At 69.7% G+C, this 17,442-nt stretch carries 16 protein-coding genes and 1 pseudogene; 6 read left to right on the forward strand and 11 right to left on the reverse strand.

Annotated elements, in window-relative coordinates:
- Window positions 1-4: 4 nt before the first annotated feature.
- Together ACIBG7_RS12930 and ACIBG7_RS12935 are read left to right on the forward strand one after the other, a co-directional pair.
- Complete coding sequence (locus ACIBG7_RS12930) at window positions 5-751, forward strand: GNAT family N-acetyltransferase (RefSeq protein ID WP_357924020.1); 747 nt, start codon at window positions 5-7, stop codon at window positions 749-751.
- Between the two features lie 166 nt (window positions 752-917).
- Complete coding sequence (locus tag ACIBG7_RS12935) at window positions 918-1,967, forward strand: DUF4037 domain-containing protein (protein ID WP_397336235.1); 1,050 nt, start codon at window positions 918-920, stop codon at window positions 1,965-1,967.
- 15 nt (window positions 1,968-1,982) lie between these two features.
- Here ACIBG7_RS12935 and ACIBG7_RS12940 read toward each other — a convergent pair whose 3' ends face one another.
- On the reverse strand, window positions 1,983-2,744 hold the full coding sequence (locus tag ACIBG7_RS12940) for a MerR family transcriptional regulator (protein ID WP_397336236.1): 762 nt from the start codon (window positions 2,742-2,744) through the stop codon (window positions 1,983-1,985).
- Window positions 2,745-2,800: 56 nt separating this feature from the next.
- Window positions 2,801-3,262, reverse strand: a pseudogene (locus ACIBG7_RS12945) (MFS transporter); the annotation flags it as partial.
- A 135-nt stretch (window positions 3,263-3,397) separates the two neighbouring features.
- Here ACIBG7_RS12945 and ACIBG7_RS12950 point away from each other — a divergent pair.
- The gene (locus ACIBG7_RS12950; RefSeq protein WP_397336237.1) at window positions 3,398-6,568 is read left to right on the forward strand and encodes a S8 family serine peptidase; all 3,171 of its coding nucleotides are present in this window, start codon (window positions 3,398-3,400) and stop codon (window positions 6,566-6,568) included.
- Between the two features lie 54 nt (window positions 6,569-6,622).
- Here the strand turns inward: ACIBG7_RS12950 and ACIBG7_RS12955 are convergent, their stop codons facing one another.
- The 4 genes from ACIBG7_RS12955 to map all read right to left on the reverse strand — a co-directional run bounded on the left by ACIBG7_RS12955 (window position 6,623) and on the right by map (window position 9,852).
- Window positions 6,623-7,477 (reverse strand): CU044_5270 family protein, encoded by an 855-nt coding sequence (locus ACIBG7_RS12955; RefSeq protein ID WP_397336238.1) that lies wholly within the window; start codon window positions 7,475-7,477, stop codon window positions 6,623-6,625.
- A complete protein-coding gene (locus ACIBG7_RS12960; RefSeq protein ID WP_397336239.1) occupies window positions 7,470-8,033 on the reverse strand; it encodes an RNA polymerase sigma factor in 564 nt (187 codons plus the stop codon). Before ACIBG7_RS12960 ends, ACIBG7_RS12955 begins: the two co-directional genes overlap by 8 nt.
- Before the next feature lie 499 nt (window positions 8,034-8,532).
- Window positions 8,533-8,754 (reverse strand): hypothetical protein, encoded by a 222-nt coding sequence (locus tag ACIBG7_RS12965; RefSeq protein ID WP_397336241.1) that lies wholly within the window; start codon window positions 8,752-8,754, stop codon window positions 8,533-8,535.
- A 330-nt stretch (window positions 8,755-9,084) separates the two neighbouring features.
- A complete protein-coding gene (map, locus tag ACIBG7_RS12970) occupies window positions 9,085-9,852 on the reverse strand; it encodes a type I methionyl aminopeptidase (protein ID WP_357924010.1) in 768 nt (255 codons plus the stop codon).
- 47 nt (window positions 9,853-9,899) lie between these two features.
- Here map and ACIBG7_RS12975 point away from each other — a divergent pair, with 47 nt between their 5' ends.
- A complete protein-coding gene (locus ACIBG7_RS12975) occupies window positions 9,900-10,169 on the forward strand; it encodes a helix-turn-helix transcriptional regulator (protein WP_357924009.1) in 270 nt (89 codons plus the stop codon).
- A gap of 465 nt (window positions 10,170-10,634) precedes the next feature.
- Here ACIBG7_RS12975 and ACIBG7_RS12980 read toward each other — a convergent pair whose 3' ends face one another.
- From ACIBG7_RS12980 to ACIBG7_RS12995, 4 genes are all read right to left on the reverse strand, one after another.
- The gene (locus ACIBG7_RS12980) at window positions 10,635-11,645 is read right to left on the reverse strand and encodes a tyrosine-type recombinase/integrase (protein ID WP_357924005.1); all 1,011 of its coding nucleotides are present in this window, start codon (window positions 11,643-11,645) and stop codon (window positions 10,635-10,637) included.
- 240 nt (window positions 11,646-11,885) lie between these two features.
- Window positions 11,886-13,412 carry a UDP-N-acetylglucosamine 1-carboxyvinyltransferase gene (locus ACIBG7_RS12985; RefSeq protein WP_357924003.1) on the reverse strand — a complete coding sequence of 509 codons (1,527 nt, stop codon included), beginning with the start codon at window positions 13,410-13,412 and terminating at the stop codon, window positions 11,886-11,888.
- Between the two features lie 243 nt (window positions 13,413-13,655).
- The gene (locus ACIBG7_RS12990; RefSeq protein WP_357924001.1) at window positions 13,656-13,907 is read right to left on the reverse strand and encodes a hypothetical protein; all 252 of its coding nucleotides are present in this window, start codon (window positions 13,905-13,907) and stop codon (window positions 13,656-13,658) included.
- 529 nt (window positions 13,908-14,436) lie between these two features.
- Complete coding sequence (locus ACIBG7_RS12995; protein WP_397336242.1) at window positions 14,437-14,823, reverse strand: nuclear transport factor 2 family protein; 387 nt, start codon at window positions 14,821-14,823, stop codon at window positions 14,437-14,439.
- 53 nt (window positions 14,824-14,876) lie between these two features.
- Here ACIBG7_RS12995 and ACIBG7_RS13000 point away from each other — a divergent pair, with 53 nt between their 5' ends.
- Complete coding sequence (locus ACIBG7_RS13000; RefSeq protein WP_397336243.1) at window positions 14,877-15,806, forward strand: ABC transporter ATP-binding protein; 930 nt, start codon at window positions 14,877-14,879, stop codon at window positions 15,804-15,806.
- On the forward strand, window positions 15,806-16,561 hold the full coding sequence (locus tag ACIBG7_RS13005; protein WP_357923996.1) for an ABC transporter permease: 756 nt from the start codon (window positions 15,806-15,808) through the stop codon (window positions 16,559-16,561). The genes ACIBG7_RS13000 and ACIBG7_RS13005 overlap by 1 nt, the downstream gene beginning before the upstream one ends.
- Window positions 16,562-16,619: 58 nt before the next feature.
- On the opposite strand, the gene ACIBG7_RS13010 is transcribed toward ACIBG7_RS13005, so the two are convergent.
- Complete coding sequence (locus ACIBG7_RS13010; protein ID WP_397336244.1) at window positions 16,620-17,420, reverse strand: hypothetical protein; 801 nt, start codon at window positions 17,418-17,420, stop codon at window positions 16,620-16,622.
- Window positions 17,421-17,442: the final 22 nt, after the last annotated feature.

Raw genomic sequence — 17,442 nt, forward strand, 5'->3', positions numbered from 1 at the left:
GTAGGTGATCAGGGAGCTGGCGCGCGTCGAGGAGGTTCGCTCGGCGTGTGGTGACGACGATCTGGCGGTGTGGGCCGCGCAGCGGCTCGACGGTGGCGCCCGGGCGTGGGCGCTGGGGGACGCGGTGGTGGCCGCCTGCCCTGGGCTGGCCCACCGTGACCGGCTGGTGGTGACCGGCGGTACGGCATGCGCGGTGGAGCTGGTGCGGTTCGCGCTGGCGGAGCTGGGCGGCTCGTATCGGCCGATGGGGTCGGCGTCGCTGCTGGAGGAGCTGGCGTTGAAGGTCGAGGGGCTGGAGATCGGCGGCAGGTTCTCGTGGATGAGCCTGCCCGCCCCGCCGCTCGGTGACGACGACGGGTGGCCGGGGGTGGGCTGGTTGCCGGTCTCGGAGGAGGGTGAGGTGGCGGCGCTGCTGGCCGTACACGCGCCCTCGTCGTACGCGCAGCCGGGGATGGCCGCGGTGCGGCGCTGGGCGGGCGTGCGGGTGGAGGGCGAGTTGGCGTCGGTGGCGGCTGACGCGTGGAGCACGCCGTCGGTGGGGTTGCTGGCCGGGGTGGCGACGGTGGCGCGGCATCGGGGTGCGGGGCTGGCCGCGCGGGTGTGCGGGTGGCTGGCCGGTGAGCTGGTGGCCGAGCACGGGCGGGCGGCGTTGATGGTGGACGACGAGAACGCGGCGGCGCTGGCGGTGTACGCGCGGCTGGGGTTCAGCCGGCGGCGGCTGGCGGTGGGCTGGCTGCCGGCGCTCGCCTAGCGGGCACTCGGCTGGTTGGCTCGCGGCCGTCCGGCCGAGCCCAACCTCAGGCTCGATCCGCGTGCAGCTCGTGGCTCTCCTTCGGCGGGCCCGATTCTTCCTGGAGGGCGGTGCCCGGAAAACCGGGTGATTCCCGGCATGGGCGTCAGGCAGAGTTGACCTGGTGATGAGCGGATTCATACCAGGCCTGGACCTGTCGCGAGCTTTCTACACCGAGGTCGTCGCCCCCCTCGCCGGCCCCCTCCCGCACAGCGCCGCGCTGGTCGGCCCCGGCTCGGAGGTGCTGGCGTTCGACACCGCCCGTTCGGTCGACCACGACTGGGGGCCGCGGGTGCTGGTGTTCGTGCCGCCGGGCTGCGAGCAGGAGGCCACCGAGCGTATCGTGCCCCGCTTGCCGGCCAGTTTCCGCGGCTACCGCACGGTTTTCCCCTACCACGAGGTCGACCAGCCGGGTGTGGTGGTGAGCGAGCTGGGTGGCTGGTTGCGCGGCCTGCTCGGGTTCGACCCGCGTCAGGGCATGGACGTGCTCGACTGGTTGTCGGCCCCGTGGCAGCGCCTGGCCGAGGTGACCTGCGGCGAGGTCTTCCACGACGGCCTCGGTGAAGGGCTCGGTGACGGGATCGGTGAAGGCGGCTTGGAGGATGCGCGGGCGGCGTTGCGCTGGTATCCGGAGCCGATCTGGCGGTACGTGCTGGCCTGCCAGTGGCGGCGCATCGCGCAGGAGGAGCCGTTCGTCGGCCGCTGCGGCGAGGTCGGCGACGACGTCGGCTCGGCGGTGAACACCGCCCGCCTGGCCCGCGAGGTGATGCGGCTGGCGCTGCTGCTGCGCCGCCGCTATCCGCCGTACGCCAAATGGCTCGGCAGCGCCATGGCCCGCCTGCCCGGCTCGGCCGAGGTGTCGCAGGCCCTGGCCACCGCGCTGGCCGGCCGTACCTGGAGAGAACGGCAGGCGGGTCTGTCGGCCGCCTACGAGCGCGTGGCCGCCTGGCACAACCGCATCGCGCTCACCGAACCGCTGCCCGCCCGCGTGCGCGCCTTCCACAGCCAGCCGTTCGAGGTGATCGGCGGCGAACGGTTCGCCGAGGCGCTCCTGTCCGGCGGCGAACTGGCCGCCCTGCCGCCCACCGGAAGCATCGACCAGCTCACCGACTCGGTGGACGTCCTCATGCGGCCCCCGCTGGCGAGGGCGCTCACCCGGGCCGCCCTCGGCCTGTGACCGTTCGGCAGCCGCTCAGCCTTCGTACCGGTCGGCGTTCGCCTCGATCGCCTCCCGCAGAAAGGCCGCGACCCCCGGCATGACCTGGTCGACCGCCTCGGTGAAGCGCGGATCCTCCACATACAGCCGCCCCAGCCCGCGATGGACGGCGTAGCCGCAGTCGTAGAACCAGCGGCTGATGTAGCCCCGGTGGCGTTCGGCCAGATCCATCACCCGCGGATCGTCCGGCTCTAGCCCCGCCTTCAGTGCCTGCGCCACCTCCCGCATGAGCTGCTCGCCCTCCTCGCGCAGTTGCAGCCACTCGGCCTTGCCGTAGGAGGCGACCCTGCGGCGGGACTCGGCGAACTCCCGGCCGCCGCCCCAGCGCCGCTCGGCCTCGGCCTCGTGCTCCTCGGGCTTGAAGGAGCCGAACACCTCCAGCCGTTCGGCCGCCGTCAGCGTGATGCTGCTGCCGCGCGCCTCCATGGCCAGCTCGACCGCCGCCAGCAGGTCCTGGACGCGGCCCAGCCGTACCTGCAGCAGCTCGTGCTGGCGGCGCAGGTGGGTCATCTCGTCCACCTGCGGGTCGTCCAGGATGACGGCGATCTCCTCCAGGCTGAAGTCGAGCTCGCGGTAGAACAGGATCTGCTGCAGCCGGACGAGGTCGTCGTCGGTGTAGCGGCGGTAGCCGGCGGCGCTGCGCTCGCCGGGCGACAGCAGCCCGATCTCGTCGTAGTGGTGCAGCGTACGGACCGTGATCCCGGCCAGCCGCGCCACCTGCCCCACGGAGAAGCTCATGCCTCCAGCGTGCACCCTCCCCTCACGTGAGGGTCAACCGAAGCCGCCCGACGACCTCATGATCGCCCCGACGTGCGCTGCGGAGCGTGGCGGGGGAGCAGCAGCGGTGTCGCCAGCACGAGCACCCCGGCCGCCCCGATCGCCGCGCGCGCCCCGACCAGGCCGCCCAGCACCCCCCACAGCGCGGTCAGCAACGCGGTGGCCGCCCTGGTCGTCACCGCCCACGCCGTCAGCAGGCGCACCACCCGGCCGGGCTCGGCTCGCTCCAGACGGCAGGTGGCGAAGACCGGGTTGAACAGCCCGCAACAGAAGATCAACCCGAACTCGACGGCCATCACCAGCACCATCCCACCCGTCCCCGGCTGCGCGAACGCCAGCCCGACCGGCCAGAGCGCCCGAGCCGTCCCCGCCGCGACCAGCACGCGATGCTGTCCGAACCGGGCGACGAGCGGCCTGGCCAGCCACGAACCGAACAGCCCGCCGACCGCCGGCGTGGCCACGGCCAGGCCGTACTGCCGCTGACTGTAGTGCCGTCCACGCTAGAACTTCACGTGCGGTCCAGGTCAACTGCCGGGCCGGCGGTCATGGAAGAAGAGTACGACCTTCGGCGAACAGGGGAGGAAAGTGATCCATTTCTAGTCTTGTGAGGGTCAATGACGTTGAGCAAGGGACTGGCGGCAGCGGTCCTGGCGGCGACGCTGGGGGCGGCCGCGACACCGGGAGCCGTCACAGCCGAGAACGGGGGTTCCGGCCAACCGGGCTCCGGTACGGCGGGCAGTGTGACGCTCCTGACCGGCGACCGGGTCGTGGTCGCGGGCAAGAGGTTCCGGGTCGAGCCGGGCGGGGACCGGGAGGTGCACTTCTCCTCCAGCTACCGCAACGGGCACCTGTACGTCGTCCCCTCGGACGCGGCGTCCCTGGTCGCCCAGGGGGTGCTGGACGAGCGGCTGTTCGATGTCACCCAGTTGCTCGAATGGCGCTACGGCGATGCGGACACGGCCGACATCCCGTTGATCACCCAGTCGAGGGAGGGCGCCGCCCCCGCACTGAAGGGCACCGCGACGACACGGCGGCTGACCAGTCTGGGCATGACGTCACAGCGGGTGGCCAAGAAGAGCGCAGGAGAGGCGTGGCGGAGCCTGCTCGGCGGGGTGTCCACGCTCGCGGCGGGCAAGAGCAGGATCTGGTTGGATGGCCGGCGTTCGTACTCTCTGGACCGCAGCACCAGGCAGATCGGCGCCACCGAGGCGTGGCAGCAGGGCTTCACCGGGCAGGGCGTCACCGTCGCCGTGCTCGACAGCGGATATGACCCCGCGCATCCCGATCTGAAGGACGTGGTCACCCAGTCACGGAACTTCTCCGACGAGCCTGACATCGTCGATCGCCTCGGGCACGGCACGCATGTCTCCTCGATCGTCGCGGGTGCCGGGGAGAAGCATCGCGGCGTGGCACCGGGCGCCCGCATCGCCTTGGGCAAGGTGGGTGGAGTCGCTGGGCCCACCGACTCCGCGATCCTGGCCGGGATGGAGTGGGCGGCCACCGAGGTCAGGGCCAAGATCGTCAATATGAGTTTCGGCAGCCCCGACGAACCCGGCCTCGACCCGGTCGAGCAGGCGGTGAACACCCTGTCGCAGCGGACGGGCACCCTGTTCGTGGTGGCCGCCGGCAACGACGGCGAGTCAGGCACGGGTACGGTGAACACTCCCGGCAGCGCGGACGCCGCGCTGACCGTCGGCGCGGTGGACCGCTCCGACCAGGTGACCCCGTTCTCCAGCACGGGGCCCAGAGCCGGCGATCACGCGGTCAAGCCGGACGTCACCGCCCCCGGCCTGGAGATCGTCGCCGCCGCCGCGTCGGGCACCGCCGACGGAACCCATGTGGCGATGAGCGGCACGTCGATGGCCAGTCCGCACGTGGCGGGAGCGGCTGCCATCCTCGCCCAGCGCCACCCCGCCTGGAGCGGGCAGCAGCTCAAGGCCGCGCTCGTCGGCAGTGCCAGGCCGACCGGCGCCGCCACGCCGTACCAGCAGGGCACTGGCCGGGTGGACGTACCCCGCGCGCTGAGCCAAGCGCTGATCGCCGCCCCCACCGGCGTGTGGGCCGCGTTCCCCTGGCAGCACCCTGGCGAACGGCGCGCCACCGGAAAGATCACTTACACCAACACCGGAGCCACGCCCGTCACTCTGGACCTCGCGACAGACTCGGAGGTGCTCACCCTGTCGCCGCAGCGGCTGGAGGTGCCCTCGGGTGGGCAGGCGTCGGTCACGGTGACGATCGACGCCGAGGGCAAGAGCCCCGGTGACTATCCGAGCGTCATCACCGCCACGGCCGGTGACACGGTGGTCCGCACACCGGCCGGGGCCTACGTGGAACCGGAGTCCTATGACGCCACGGTGACCGTCCTGGCCAGGGACGGGTCCGCCGCCGACGCCGTACGGAGTTTCGTCTACGACCAGGCGACCGGCACCGCGCGCGACCTCGTCTTCCACGGCAACGTGGCCAGGATCAGACTGCCGAAGGGGCGCTGGAATCTCTACACCGACATCTACGAGCGCAAGGACTCGAGCCTGACGATCGCGCACCAGCCGTTCGAGATCAACGATGCCGACGTGCCGCTGACGGTCGACGGCCGCAAGGCCAGGCAGGCCGCGTTCACGGTCGACGACCCCACCGCCGTCCCCGGCCGGGGGTTCGATCTGGCCATGGTCAACGGTCCATGGTGGACCCAGATATCCGCCAACTACTCCGGTGGCCTGCACGTCGTTCCGATGCGGCAACCGGGCTTCGTCTACCAGGCCCAGACCGTCTGGACCAAGAAGGACACGACGCCCACCCCGTACCGCTACGACCTCGTGGACCATCGGGCGGGCGGCTTCCCCGACAACCCCGGCTACGCCGCGCGCACCAGGGACATGGTCAAGGCGACCGAGACCTACCGCTCATCCGTCCCCGGCGCCACCGGCACGCTGTACTCGGGGGCGGTACTGCCCGGCACCGACTTCTCCGGGATGATGCGCACTTCGGGCATCCCCCTGCCGAGCAGCCTGACGCGGTATCTCACCCCTGGGCTTGCGTGGAGCGACGAATTCAGCACGGGTGGCCTGGTCGAGCTCGGCACTGGCCCGGTGCGCGACAAGGGCTTCACCCAGGTCTGGAACGCCGCGGTGATCGGTCCTTCGTTCGCCGTCTCCGGCGGCAGCCGTACCGGTGACACCTTGGACTTCCCCGCCCACGGGCTGTACACCAGCGCGGGCGCCGGCCGTACCGGCATGGACGAAACCGCGACCGGCACCCTCACCCTCGCCATGAACGGAATCGAGATCGCCACCACCGACATCAACGGCTGCCAGAGCGAGCGGTGTTCGCTCACCGCCACGTTGCCCGAGGCGAACACGGCCTACACGCTGACCGCTTCCTCCCGGCGACCGGAAGCAGGGCTGTCCACGGGCGTCGATGCCGTCTGGACCTTCCGCTCCTCCCGTACGGCGAAGCCGGAATCCCTGCCGCTGATGGCCGTGCGCTACGCACCCCAAGGCCTCGACGACGCCAACCACGCCGAGCCCGGATCACGGACCACGGTGCCGATCCGGGTCGAGCGGGCTCCCGGTGCCCGCCGGGCGGCCGTCACCTCGATCAAGCTGGAGTCGTCCGCCGACGACGGGCGGACGTGGCGGCCGGTGCACGTCCAGGCGACCAGAACGGGCTGGACTGCGCAGCTGGCCAATCCGACCGCGCCGGGTCATGTCTCGCTGCGCGCGACGGTCACCGACAAGGCGGGCAACCGCGTCATCCAGACCGTGACCCGCGCGTACGCCGTCGGCTGAGCCAGGCGGGGCTCGTCCGCCCTCGGGCGTTGCGTCCCGAGGGCGGAACCGCGTCTAGCTCTTCTTCACCGGAGGAAGGTGGTCCGTCCACTCGGTGGTCACGGCGATGAAATTGGAGCTCCAGAACACGTCACCGTCGTCGACGATGACGAGGTTGGCGCGGGTCACCCGGGCCTGGTCCGGATCGACGACCAGCTCAATGTCCTGACCGCCGTCGGGAGAGGGAAAGCGCAGGTGCTGTCCGCCCTCGACCGCACCCGTGTTCTCGACCCCCGGGGTCGCGGCAAGCGCGCGGAACGCCGCTGAGCGGACCTCCGCGGGGGTCGGCAGCTCGGTGATCAGCGCGAGCAGGGTGAAGGTGGGATCGCCGCTGATCTCCGACGCGGACATGTCCTTCTCGTCGCCCTTGCGCTCCGCGATCCACTCTTTCAGCGCCTCCGGGTCCGTCGGTAGCCTTTCGAGATCCTCGAAACCGATGTCGGCGCCCTTGAGTCTGAGCGTCTTCCAGGCCGGTGCCGCTATGACGTCGTCGACGGGATCCCCTGGCACGCCCTTGGTCCACCGCTTGCCGTCACGCCTGGTCCAGCTCTCCATCGGCGGGCTGTCCGCCGTGAACGCCTTACGCGTGACGTGCCAGTACGTCCCGGAGCCCTGAGTCGTACGTTCCGCACTGACAGCGGCCAGGAGCAGGACCTCCTTGCCCGTGACCGGTGCGCCGTCGTTCGCGGGCACTCCCGTGGCGATCACGACCGCCGCGGCGGCCCCAGCGGCGACCAGGGCGACCCCCGGCACGAACCAGCTCACGCGCCGTCGCGCCCTGCGCAGGAGACGGCCTCTGCCGCGCGCGACCATCCCAGCGGACGGCTCCGGCTCGGCCAGCATCTGGGCGATCTCTTCCAGGTCATTCATGGGTCGTCTCCTTGTCGTTGAGGGCCCGGATCTTGGCGCGGGCCCGGCTGAGCCGCGAACCCACCGTGCCGAGGGAAATGCCGAGCGCCTGGGCTATCTCGCTGTAACTGAGCTGCCCCAGCACCATGAGCAGCAGCACGTCACGCTCGCCACCGTTCAGCGAGGCGAGGGCCATAGCCAGGTACGGCTGCGCGCTCACGGAGGTGACGACCCGGTGCTCGTGCCCTTCCACGACCGGTGCAGGGTCCAGCCGGGCCAGCGCCTTGTACCGGCGAGCCTCCTTACGGCGATGCCTTGCCACCAGATTCGTGGCGAACCCGAACAGCCACGGCCTCAAACCGCCCACTTCCGGGTCGAACCGGTCACGCCGATCGAACGCCAGCAGGAACGTCTCCGCCGTGATGTCCTCGGCCACCTGGGCGCCCAGGCGTCCGGCCACGTACCGGTAGATGTCGCGGAGATAGCGGTCGTAGACGGCGGTGAACAGCTCGGGGTCGCGCCGGTAGGCGGCGACGAGGTCGGCGTCGGTCACCTGTTCACTCACGTCGGCGGTCACGTGCCCGTCTCCGTCATGTGTGTGCCTTCCAGATGGTGATCATCACTCTCATCCCATCCTTCGCTGCACGCCCGCACTTTCTTCCGGCTTACCAACCTCGTGCAGGATGCTCCGTGCCGAGATGCCCATAGGGGTGCTGGTAAGAACCGCGCCGCACGCCCCAAAGCGACGGTGCGTAACCGGGAGCTCCCGGACGACTGACATGAATGCTGTTAGCGAGCCGCGACCTGCGGAAATACCGGGTCCAGCGTTATCGAGCACTGCCGCGCCTGACTCATCCTCGAACGTCCGGACCGAAACCCGTCCTCGGAGGGTGGCGCAGTCGCGCACCGTGACCTGCGGTGGTGCCGCTCGTTTAGGCCGTGTGGCGCGATTCTCACCGGCGGGCCTTCAAGGGCGGCGCACCTCTACGAGCTCGCCGCCCTCCCGGCGGGCCGCCCGCACCTGGCTCAGGCCCGCCGGATACTCGAGAAAGTGCCGCGTGAGTCCGTAGCCGGTCCTACTCACCGTCCTGTGCCTCGATCAGGTCGAGATCGCGGACGCAGAAGCCGTGGTGCTCGAAGGTCTCGTTGAGCACCGTGCCGAAGCACTGCCGCACCGAGCGGCCCCGGGCGTATGGCGGCCAGACATCGTCGTCGGGCACCGGCGCTCGCCCGGCGAGCTGCTCAGCGGTGACCTTGTCGAGCCAGGCCTCGAGCTCGGCGGCCTGTGTGTCACGCACGCTCACGATCTCGTCTAGGGACGGATCGAGCGAGAGGTCAAGCCCGTGCGCTCCACGGTAGGGCTCGACGGTCGTCCCGATGCCCATCGGCGTGAACAGCTCCGTCGAGCCCAGGCAGCAGCGGCGGAATCGGCTCTGACGCCCACCTCGCCACCATCCCCGCCATCCCCGCCATCCCCGCCATCACCGGCCCCACCTGGACACCGCCCTGGACGATCCCGCACTAACTCCCAGTACGGCGAGGCGCCCCATGCCGTGACACGGCCCTCGGACGCGACCAGCCGGAGCCCCCGGCAGACGGTTCGGCGGGGGAGGGCACGCGCTCGCGGCTCAGGGAAGGGTGAGGATCACGGGCCCGTCCTCGGTGACAGCCACCGAGTGCTCGGAGTGCGTCGCCCGCCGCCCGCCCAGCGCCCGCAACGTCCACCCGTCCTCATCCACCGTGTACCGCCCATCACCACCCGCGACGAACATCGGCTCGATCGCCAGCGCCAGCCCCGGCCGCAACACCATCCCGCGCCCCGCCTTGCCCCGGTTGGGCACTGCCGGGTCCTCGTGCATGTGCCGCCCGATCCCGTGCCCGCCGAAGTCCCGTGGCACGCCGTACCCGCCGGCCTTGGCGACTTGCTCGATCGCGGCCCCGACATCGCCCAGCCGCCCGCCGGGCACCATGGCGGCGATCGCCGCCTCCAACGCCCGCTCGCCCGCCTCGATCAGCGCGGCGTCGCCGGGGGAGCCGGCCCCGATGGAGAAGCTGATCGCCGCATCACCCGCCCACCCGTCCAGGTACACCCCGCAGTCGACACTCAGCAGATCCCCGTCGGCCAGGCGGCGGCGGGTGGGGATGCCGTGCACGATCGCGTCGTTGACCGAGGTGCAGATGACCGCGGGGAACGGCGTGGGCGCGAAATGCGGCTGGTAGTGCAGGAACGCCGGGCGTGCCCCCGCCTCGGCCATCACCTGCGCGGCCACCTCGTCCAGTTCCAGCAGGCTCACCCCGGCGGCCGCGTGCTTGCGCACTTCCTCCAGGGCCCGTCCGACGACCCGTCCGGCCTCGCGCATGGCCTGGACCTCGCCAGGCGTCTTGATCTCAACCATGCGGATAACTATACCGGTATTAAAATCCCGCTTGCTAGACTCTGCCCATGGTCCGCCCTCCCATGACCCCCGCCGAACGCCTGCGCGGCGAACGCCTCGGCACCGTCCTGCGCCAAGCCCGCGGCGACCGGAGCATCGTCGAAGTCGCCGCCGCGGCCGACATGTCCGCCGAAACCCTCCGCAAGATCGAAACCGGCCGGATCGCCACCCCCGCCTTCTTCACCATCGCCGCCCTCGCCACCACCCTCGGCGTCTCCCTCGACGAACTCGCCCATCGCCTCCTCCTCACCGACCCCGCCTCCGAACCGGTCTCCTGACCCCCCGCACCCTGTCCCATCAGATGTACGGCGAAGCCGAACGCAGGCGTCCCGACCCCGAACCCCCAGCCCTGGCGGCGTCACCGGCAGCAGTGGGTAGGGCGGGGAGTTGCCGGACGGGTGGCGGCACGTCCTGGGCGATGCGACGCTGCGTCCCCCTGACAGCGGACGCCCGCCCGAGTGGCCAGCCCTTCCGCGACCGAGTCACATGGCAGGACGCGGCCTCCCGTGATCCAGAGCCCGAGGTCCGTGATCCAGGACCCGAGGTGACGACCCCACTAACGGCCCCGCGCGAGGCCAGGTGGGGGAGCACAAGTGGCGGGGAGAGCGGCTACCGCGACCGACCGGGCAGGCTCGCCATCGCTGCGAGCACACCAACACCTCGACCCCGGCTCAGCCACCCGTACGTGAGACGACACGCGGTCCCGGGCGGATCACCCACCCCGCGACGTCACCCCGCCCAGCTCACCCGCCCGAACGCGGGCGCAACAACGGATGCGACCGCATCGCCACCTCCAGCTCACCCGGCAGCTCGTCCCGATACCGCCCCAACGTCGACAGGTCGCTGTGCCCCAGCACCCGACGCACCGCATCCATGTCCACCGCATCAGCCAGCAAATGCGTAGCCGTCGTATGCCGCAACCCGTGCGGCGTCACCGAACGCCGCTGACCCGGCTCCACCCGCTCCTGCACCCGGTCGATGACCGCCTGCACATCCCCCCGGGCCAGCCGCCGCCCCCGCCACGACAACAACAACGCCTTGTCCGGCGACGCAGGACGCCCCTCAGCCAGATACGCATCCAACGCCGCAGCAACAAGCTGGGGGAGCGGCACATCCCGCGTCTTGCCCCCCTTACCGAAAATCCGCCAATACCGCACACCGTCGTTGGTGAAGAAGTCCTCCACATTCGCCCGCACCAGCTCCGACACCCGCGGCCCCACCGTCGCCAGCAACAACACGATCAGCCCATCCCGCGCCTCGGTCCGCTGATCACGACGCCGCTCACCCTCAGGAGCCATCGACCGCGCCGCCCCGATCAACCCCTGCGCCTGCTCCCGCGTCAACGCCCGCCGCTCGGCCCGAAGACCCCCACGCTCACGCGCCGACACCGTCGCCATCGCCATCGGGTTGATCTGCACCCACCCCGCCAGCGTCGCATGCTTGAACAACGCCGAGATCGACCGCCGGAACCGCGCCTGCGACGACGCACTCTGCAACACCCCGGAACCCGGCTCACGACGCCGACCATCCGGCTTCCGCGCGAACGCCAGCAAGATGGCGTCCACATCCTCACCGGTCAGATCGTCCAGCACCCGGCCCTCACCGGCCAGCTCCACCAACGTCGCCACATCACGCGCGTACACCTCCGCCGTCGAAGCCGACAGCCCACCCGTGAGCGTCCGCGCGCGCACCAGCTCCACATACCGATCAGCCGCCTCGGCCACCGTCAGCCGATCGAGCTCCGCAGGCCGCACCTGACCCCCTCCACCCTCGACGAACCCGCCCTGCCCGGCGGACTGAACGACAAGCTAGCGGGCCCCACCGACACTTTCACCACCCCGCCGAAGAGCGAGAACACCAACCGGGACAGCGGGGGAGCGGCTCCGCCGTACTGCCACAAACACCACCACAAAACCACGGCCGCGGGCGGCAACAGCGAGGGCCCGGCTCGCCACGAGCCGGGCCCTCACCCCACGCATCCCCTACCGACTCCGTCAAATGTCGCGGAACGTCTCAATCTGCGCCCCAACGGCATTCAACCGCTCAGCGAGGTCCTCATACCCCCGATTGATGACATAAACGTTCCGAAGCACCGAAGTTCCCTCGGCCGCCAGCATCGCCAGCAACACCACCACCGCCGGACGCAACGCCGGAGGGCACATCATCTCCGCCGAACGCCACCGCGTCGGCCCCTCCACCAGCACCCGATGCGGATCCAGCAGCTTCACCGACGCCCCCAGCCGCGTCAGCTCCGTCAGATAGATCGCCCGATTGTCGTAGACCCAGTCATGGATCAACGTCGAGCCCTGCGCCACCGCCGCGATCGCCGCGAAGAACGGCACGTTGTCGATGTTCAGCCCCGGGAACGGCATCGGATGGATCTTGTCGATGGGGGAGCGGAGCTTCGACGGCAACACCGTCAGATCCACCAGCCGCGTCCGCCCGTTGGCCGCCGCGTACTCCGGACCCCGATCACACTCCAGCCCCATCTCCTCCAGGACCGCGAGCTCGATCTCCAGGAACTCCACCGGCACCCGGCAGATCGTCAGCTCGGAAGAGGTGACCACCGCCGCCGCCAGCAACGACATCGCCTCGACCGGATCCTCGCTGGGGGAGTAGTCCACATCCACGTCGATCTGCGCCACCCCGTGCACGGTCAGCGTCGTCGTCCCGATGCCCTCGACCCGCACCCCGAGCTCCTCCAGGAAGAAGCACAGGTCCTGCACCATGTAGTTCGACGAGGCGTTGCGGATCACCGTCACCCCGTCGTGCCGCGCCGCCGCCATCAGCGCGTTCTCCGTCACCGTGTCGCCACGCTCGGTCAGCACGATGGCGCGCGTGGGGGAGACCTCCGGGTCGACGACCGCGTGGTAGAAACCACCCGTCGCGGTCACCTCCAGCCCGAACTGCCGCAACGCCGTCATGTGCGGCTGCACCGTCCGCGTCCCCAGGTCGCACCCGCCGGCGTAGGGGAGGGTGAAGCGGTCGATCCGCCGCATCAGCGGCCCCAGGAACATGATCACACTTCTGGTACGGCGAGCCGCCTCGGTGTCCATCGACTCCAGCTCCAGCCGCGCCGGCTGGACGATCTCCAGGTCGCCACCGTTGATCCAGCGCGCCCGCACGCCGATGGAGGACAGCACCTCCAGGATCCGGTAGACCTCCTCGATCCGCGCCACGTTCCGCAGGATCGTGCGGCCGGAGTTCAGCAGCGACGCGCACAGCAGCGCCACGCACGCGTTCTTCGAGGTCTTGACGTCGATACTGCCCGACAGCCGGCGGCCGCCCACCACACGCAGATGCATGGGACCCGAGTACCCCAGAGAGACGATCTCACTGTCGAGCGCCTCACCGATTCTGGCGATCATCTCAAGACTGATGTTCTGGTTGCCGCGCTCGATGCGGTTGACCGCGCTCTGGCTGGTGCCCAGGGCGTCCGCGAGCTGCAACTGGGTCCAGCCGCGGTGCTGGCGGGCGTCGCGGATGAGCCGTCCGATGCGGGCGAGGTAGTCGTCTGCCATAGTCGGCAACCATATCTCAGATATGAGATGCGGCAGCGGAAGGTGGGCCCGGTGTGGCGTCGGCGTGGCGGGGTGCGGGCGGGGCGGTCACGCGCCCGGGGTCACGGGATGCTCCGCCGTACGTCAAGGAGAGGGTGATCGACGAGACGACTGGGTCAACCATCCCTTCCGGCGAGAGTAAATCCCATACCAGACAGAATTCACCTTCTGTCTGGTATGGGATATTGTCCGGCCAAGAAGGGGTCAAAGACGGCGGACGAACCGGACCGCGGCACGGTGGCTCATCCCGGCCTCGCCGCGCACCAGCAGCACGGCGTCCTGGACGAGGCCGCGCGCCTTGAGGTCGCGGATTCTTTCGAGGAGTTCGCCGCTGGGGGCGGTGGTCGGAGGCCGGTGGACGAATCGGACCGCCAGCATGATCAGCGCGAGGAGCAGCGCGGTCACGAGGATGGTCACAACGATCAGGCCGGATGTGGAGATCGCCAGGCTCGGCATGCCTCGATGGTAACGCGCCACACGCCGCGCACGCCCTGGTGCCGGCCCACGACAATCGCCGGTACGGCAGGCGAATCCCGCCGCCGCCGACCGGATCCCGGGCGCCCGCCACCCGAAACCGATGGGGCGAGCAAGCCGTACGCTCGGGTGATGATCCTGTACGAACCCGATCACCCGATATGCTCGATAATGAACATTATGTCAAGTAGATCCTCTTCCGCCCCCTGACGTTTATCTTGACGGCCCGTGGAAATAGCGACACGTCTGTGATGTACGCACATAGTCTGATTGCCAGTAGCTACATCTGGATAAAGGAGTGCACCCGTGGGGAACGACACAGTCTTGTGCCAGGTGTGCCAGGGAGTCCTGCCCGCCTCCGGTCGTGACGCCTACACGCCGCTGCGTGGGCGGCTGATCGTGACGAACGGTTACTGCCGGGGTGGGTGCGCGCCGCGCCGTCCGGTGCAGGCCCCGGCGTCGGCGTCGGCGGAAGAGGTGACGCGGCAGATGGTGCGCCCGGTGGGTTCGCTCACTCCCCCGGTGCGTGTGTGAGGTCGGTGGCGTTCGGTGACTCGTGCCAGTAGTCGCGGGTCGTGCGGGCGAGTCCGTCTGGGTCGAAGGTGACGAAGACGCAGCCGGACAGGGTTGCCTGGTCGGTGGTGACGTGGTATTCGGTGGCCGCGTGGTTGCCGTCGACGAGGGGTACGGCGAAGCGGGCTCGGGGGTTGGTCTCGTCGTGGAATGAGCGCCGGATGTAGTCGGTGATCTGGGTTTTGCCGTGGTGCGGGGGCCGGAACGGCATGGAGGTGTGGACGGCTTCGTCGTGGTAGAGGGCGGCGATGGCGTCGACGTCGTGGGTGCTCCAGCCGTGTTGCCAGGTGTCGGCGAAGTGCTGGGCGGCCTGCCGGGGGTTCATGGGGTCATTATCGGGTTGCGGAAGTGTCGGTGGCGGCGGCTAGGGTCTGCTGCGTGTCTGACTCTCCGTTGATTTACGCGCGTGGGCTGGTGAAGCGCTTCGGTGACTTCACCGCGGTCGATGGGATCGACCTGGAGGTGGCGCCGGGCGAGGCGTTCGGGTTTCTGGGGCCGAACGGGGCCGGTAAGTCGTCGACGATGCGGATGATCAGTTGTGTGTCGTTGCCGTCGGCGGGTGAGTTGCGGATTTTGGGGCGGGATCCGGTGTCGGAGGGTCCGTCGATCCGGGCGCGGCTGGGTGTGTGTCCGCAGTTGGACAATCTGGATCCTGATCTGACGGTGCGGGAGAATCTGACGACGTATGCCCGGTATTTCGGGTTGAGTCGGGCGCAGGCGCGGGCGAAGGCTGTGGAGTTGCTGGAGTTCGCGCAGTTGACGGAGAAGGCTTCGTCGATGGTGGAGCCGTTGTCGGGCGGGATGAAGCGGCGGTTGACGATCGCGCGGGCGATGGTCAACGATCCGGAGCTGGTGTTGCTGGACGAGCCGACGACGGGGCTGGATCCGCAGGCGCGGCATCTGCTGTGGGAGCGGTTGTTCCGGTTGAAGCAGCGGGGCACGACGCTGGTGCTGACGACGCATTACATGGATGAGGCCGAGCAGTTGTGTGATCGGCTGGTGGTGATGGACGGTGGGCGGATCGTGGCGGAGGGGTCGCCGCGGTCGTTGATCGGGCAGTACTCCTCCCCCGAGGTCGTGGAGTTGCGGTTCGGGCTGGAGGAGTTGGCGGGGTTCGTGCCGGCGCTGGACGGGATCGGTGATCGGGTGGATCCGTTGCCGGATCGGATTCTGCTGTATGCCAAGGACGGGGACGCGGCGGTGAACGAGGTGCATCGGCGGGGGTTGACGCCGTCGAGTGTGCTGGTGCGGCGTTCGTCGCTGGAGGATGTGTTCCTGCACCTGACCGGCCGGACGTTGGTGGACTGATGGCGCATCCGACGTATGCGGTGTTCGAGCGGTACATGGTGTTGTACAAGCGGTTGTGGCGGGCGTCGGTGTTCTCGTCGTTCGCGTTGCCGTTGTTGTTCCTGGCCAGTATCGGGCTGGGGGTGGGTCAGTATGTGGGCGAGCTCGGCGGGGTGAGTTACGCGGCGTGGATCGTGCCGGGGGTGCTGGCGTCGACGGCGTTCCAGATGGCGGTGGGTGAGTCGACGTATCCGGTGCTGGGGTCGTTCAAGTGGGATCGTTCGGCGCATGCGATGTATGCCACGCGGGTGTCGGTGGGCGACATGTTGCGGGGCTGGTTGTTGTATCTGGTCGTGCGGGTGGAGATCGCGGTTGTGGTCTTCCTGGCGGTGGTGTGGGCGTTCGGGGTGGTGGCGTCGCCGTGGGTGCTGGCCACTCCCCTGGTCGCCGCGTTGTTGACGGTGGCGGTGGCGGCTCCGGTGACGGCGTTCGCGGCGTCGATCGAGCATGATAGCTATTTCGCGCTGTTGTTCCGGTTTGTCATGATTCCGGCGTCGTTGTTTTCCGGGGTGTTCTTCCCGGTGGACGAGCTGGGCGCGTTGCGGGTGCTGGCGTGGGTGTCGCCGCTGTGGCATGCGGTGGTGTTGTGCCGGGCGGCGATCTTGGGCGATGCGACTCCGTGGCCTTTGGTGGCGCATGTGGGGGTGCTGGTGGCGTTCGTGGCGTTGGGCACGTGGTGGGCTTCGGTGGCGTTCGCTCGCCGGCTGCGCGACTGAGGCCGAGGCCGGGTCGTCGAAGCTCTGCTGTGCACCGGCCGTTGGGAGGGTGGGCCGGTCAGACGCAGCCGGAGAGGTCCTTGGTCTTGCCCACGGACTCGAACGCGGGCGGGAGCGACTTGTAGCGGCTAGGGACGGCGATCTCCCGTGCGACCGGGTGGGCGGGGATGAGGTCGCCGGCCGGCGGATACTTCCACCAGCGGCCGTCGAGGGGGTTGTGGACGTAGGCGTGGTTGATGCCTTCCCAGCCCTGGCTGGTGTCGAGCTCCATCTCGACCGTGTCGATGGTCAACTGGGTGCAGGCGTCGATCTCGACCTGGAAGTCGTAGGCCTGCTGGAAGGATCCGGCGGTCACCTTCATGCTGAGGAACAGCTCGGTGGGCATCGAGTTCGCGTTGGTGACGACGAGTTGGCCTCCGTCGAGGATCTCTGAGGCCCAGCCGGTCTCGGGCTGGAGTGCGACCCGGCCGATGAAGGCGGCGTGGGTGTCGGCCTGCTGCTGCTCGCTGATCGCCAGCGCGTTCATCGAGATCACCAGTGCTGGGACGGCGGCCAGTCCGGCGAGGGCGGTGCCGGTGGCGGTCCACCAGTGCACCGCTCGCCCCACGTGCCGTGGCGTCGTCGCTGCCTGGTGAGCGGCGTCGTGGTGTTCTCGCGCGGCCAGTTCGGCGCGGAGTCGTTCGATCTCGGCCTGTTGCCGCAGGAGGCGGGCCCTGTCGGCGGTTCGTGCGGTTCGTGTGGTCGTGTTCGTGACCGGCCGCGGGTGGCGGGTGCCGGTGCGGGGGCGCGCTGGTCGTTGCGGCGCCGGTTCGAGCAGGCGCTGGAGAGCGCGCGCGAGGCGTGGGCGGGCTCGCGGCATGCACCCCATGGTGCCTGGGCCG

Origin of the sequence: Nonomuraea sp. NPDC050328 (genome assembly GCF_044459405.1) — a bacterium.
Taxonomy (GTDB): domain Bacteria; phylum Actinomycetota; class Actinomycetes; order Streptosporangiales; family Streptosporangiaceae; genus Nonomuraea.

Bases quoted from the DNA above. Each gene is read 5' to 3' on its own strand.
- ACIBG7_RS13005 (WP_357923996.1), top strand. From the start codon at position 15,806: ATGGCGCATCCGACGTATGCGGTGTTCGAGCGGTACATGGTGTTGTAC.
- ACIBG7_RS12985 (WP_357924003.1), bottom strand. From the start codon at position 13,412: ATGGCAGACGACTACCTCGCCCGCATCGGACGGCTCATCCGCGACGCC.
- ACIBG7_RS12940 (WP_397336236.1), bottom strand. From the start codon at position 2,744: ATGAGCTTCTCCGTGGGGCAGGTGGCGCGGCTGGCCGGGATCACGGTC.
- ACIBG7_RS12935 (WP_397336235.1), top strand. From the start codon at position 918: ATGAGCGGATTCATACCAGGCCTGGACCTGTCGCGAGCTTTCTACACC.
- ACIBG7_RS12990 (WP_357924001.1), bottom strand. From the start codon at position 13,907: ATGCCGAGCCTGGCGATCTCCACATCCGGCCTGATCGTTGTGACCATC.
- ACIBG7_RS12955 (WP_397336238.1), bottom strand. From the start codon at position 7,477: ATGAATGACCTGGAAGAGATCGCCCAGATGCTGGCCGAGCCGGAGCCG.
- ACIBG7_RS12975 (WP_357924009.1), top strand. From the start codon at position 9,900: ATGGTCCGCCCTCCCATGACCCCCGCCGAACGCCTGCGCGGCGAACGC.
- ACIBG7_RS12950 (WP_397336237.1), top strand. From the start codon at position 3,398: ATGACGTTGAGCAAGGGACTGGCGGCAGCGGTCCTGGCGGCGACGCTG.
- ACIBG7_RS13010 (WP_397336244.1), bottom strand. From the start codon at position 17,420: ATGCCGCGAGCCCGCCCACGCCTCGCGCGCGCTCTCCAGCGCCTGCTC.
- ACIBG7_RS12995 (WP_397336242.1), bottom strand. From the start codon at position 14,823: ATGAACCCCCGGCAGGCCGCCCAGCACTTCGCCGACACCTGGCAACAC.
- map (WP_357924010.1), bottom strand. From the start codon at position 9,852: ATGGTTGAGATCAAGACGCCTGGCGAGGTCCAGGCCATGCGCGAGGCC.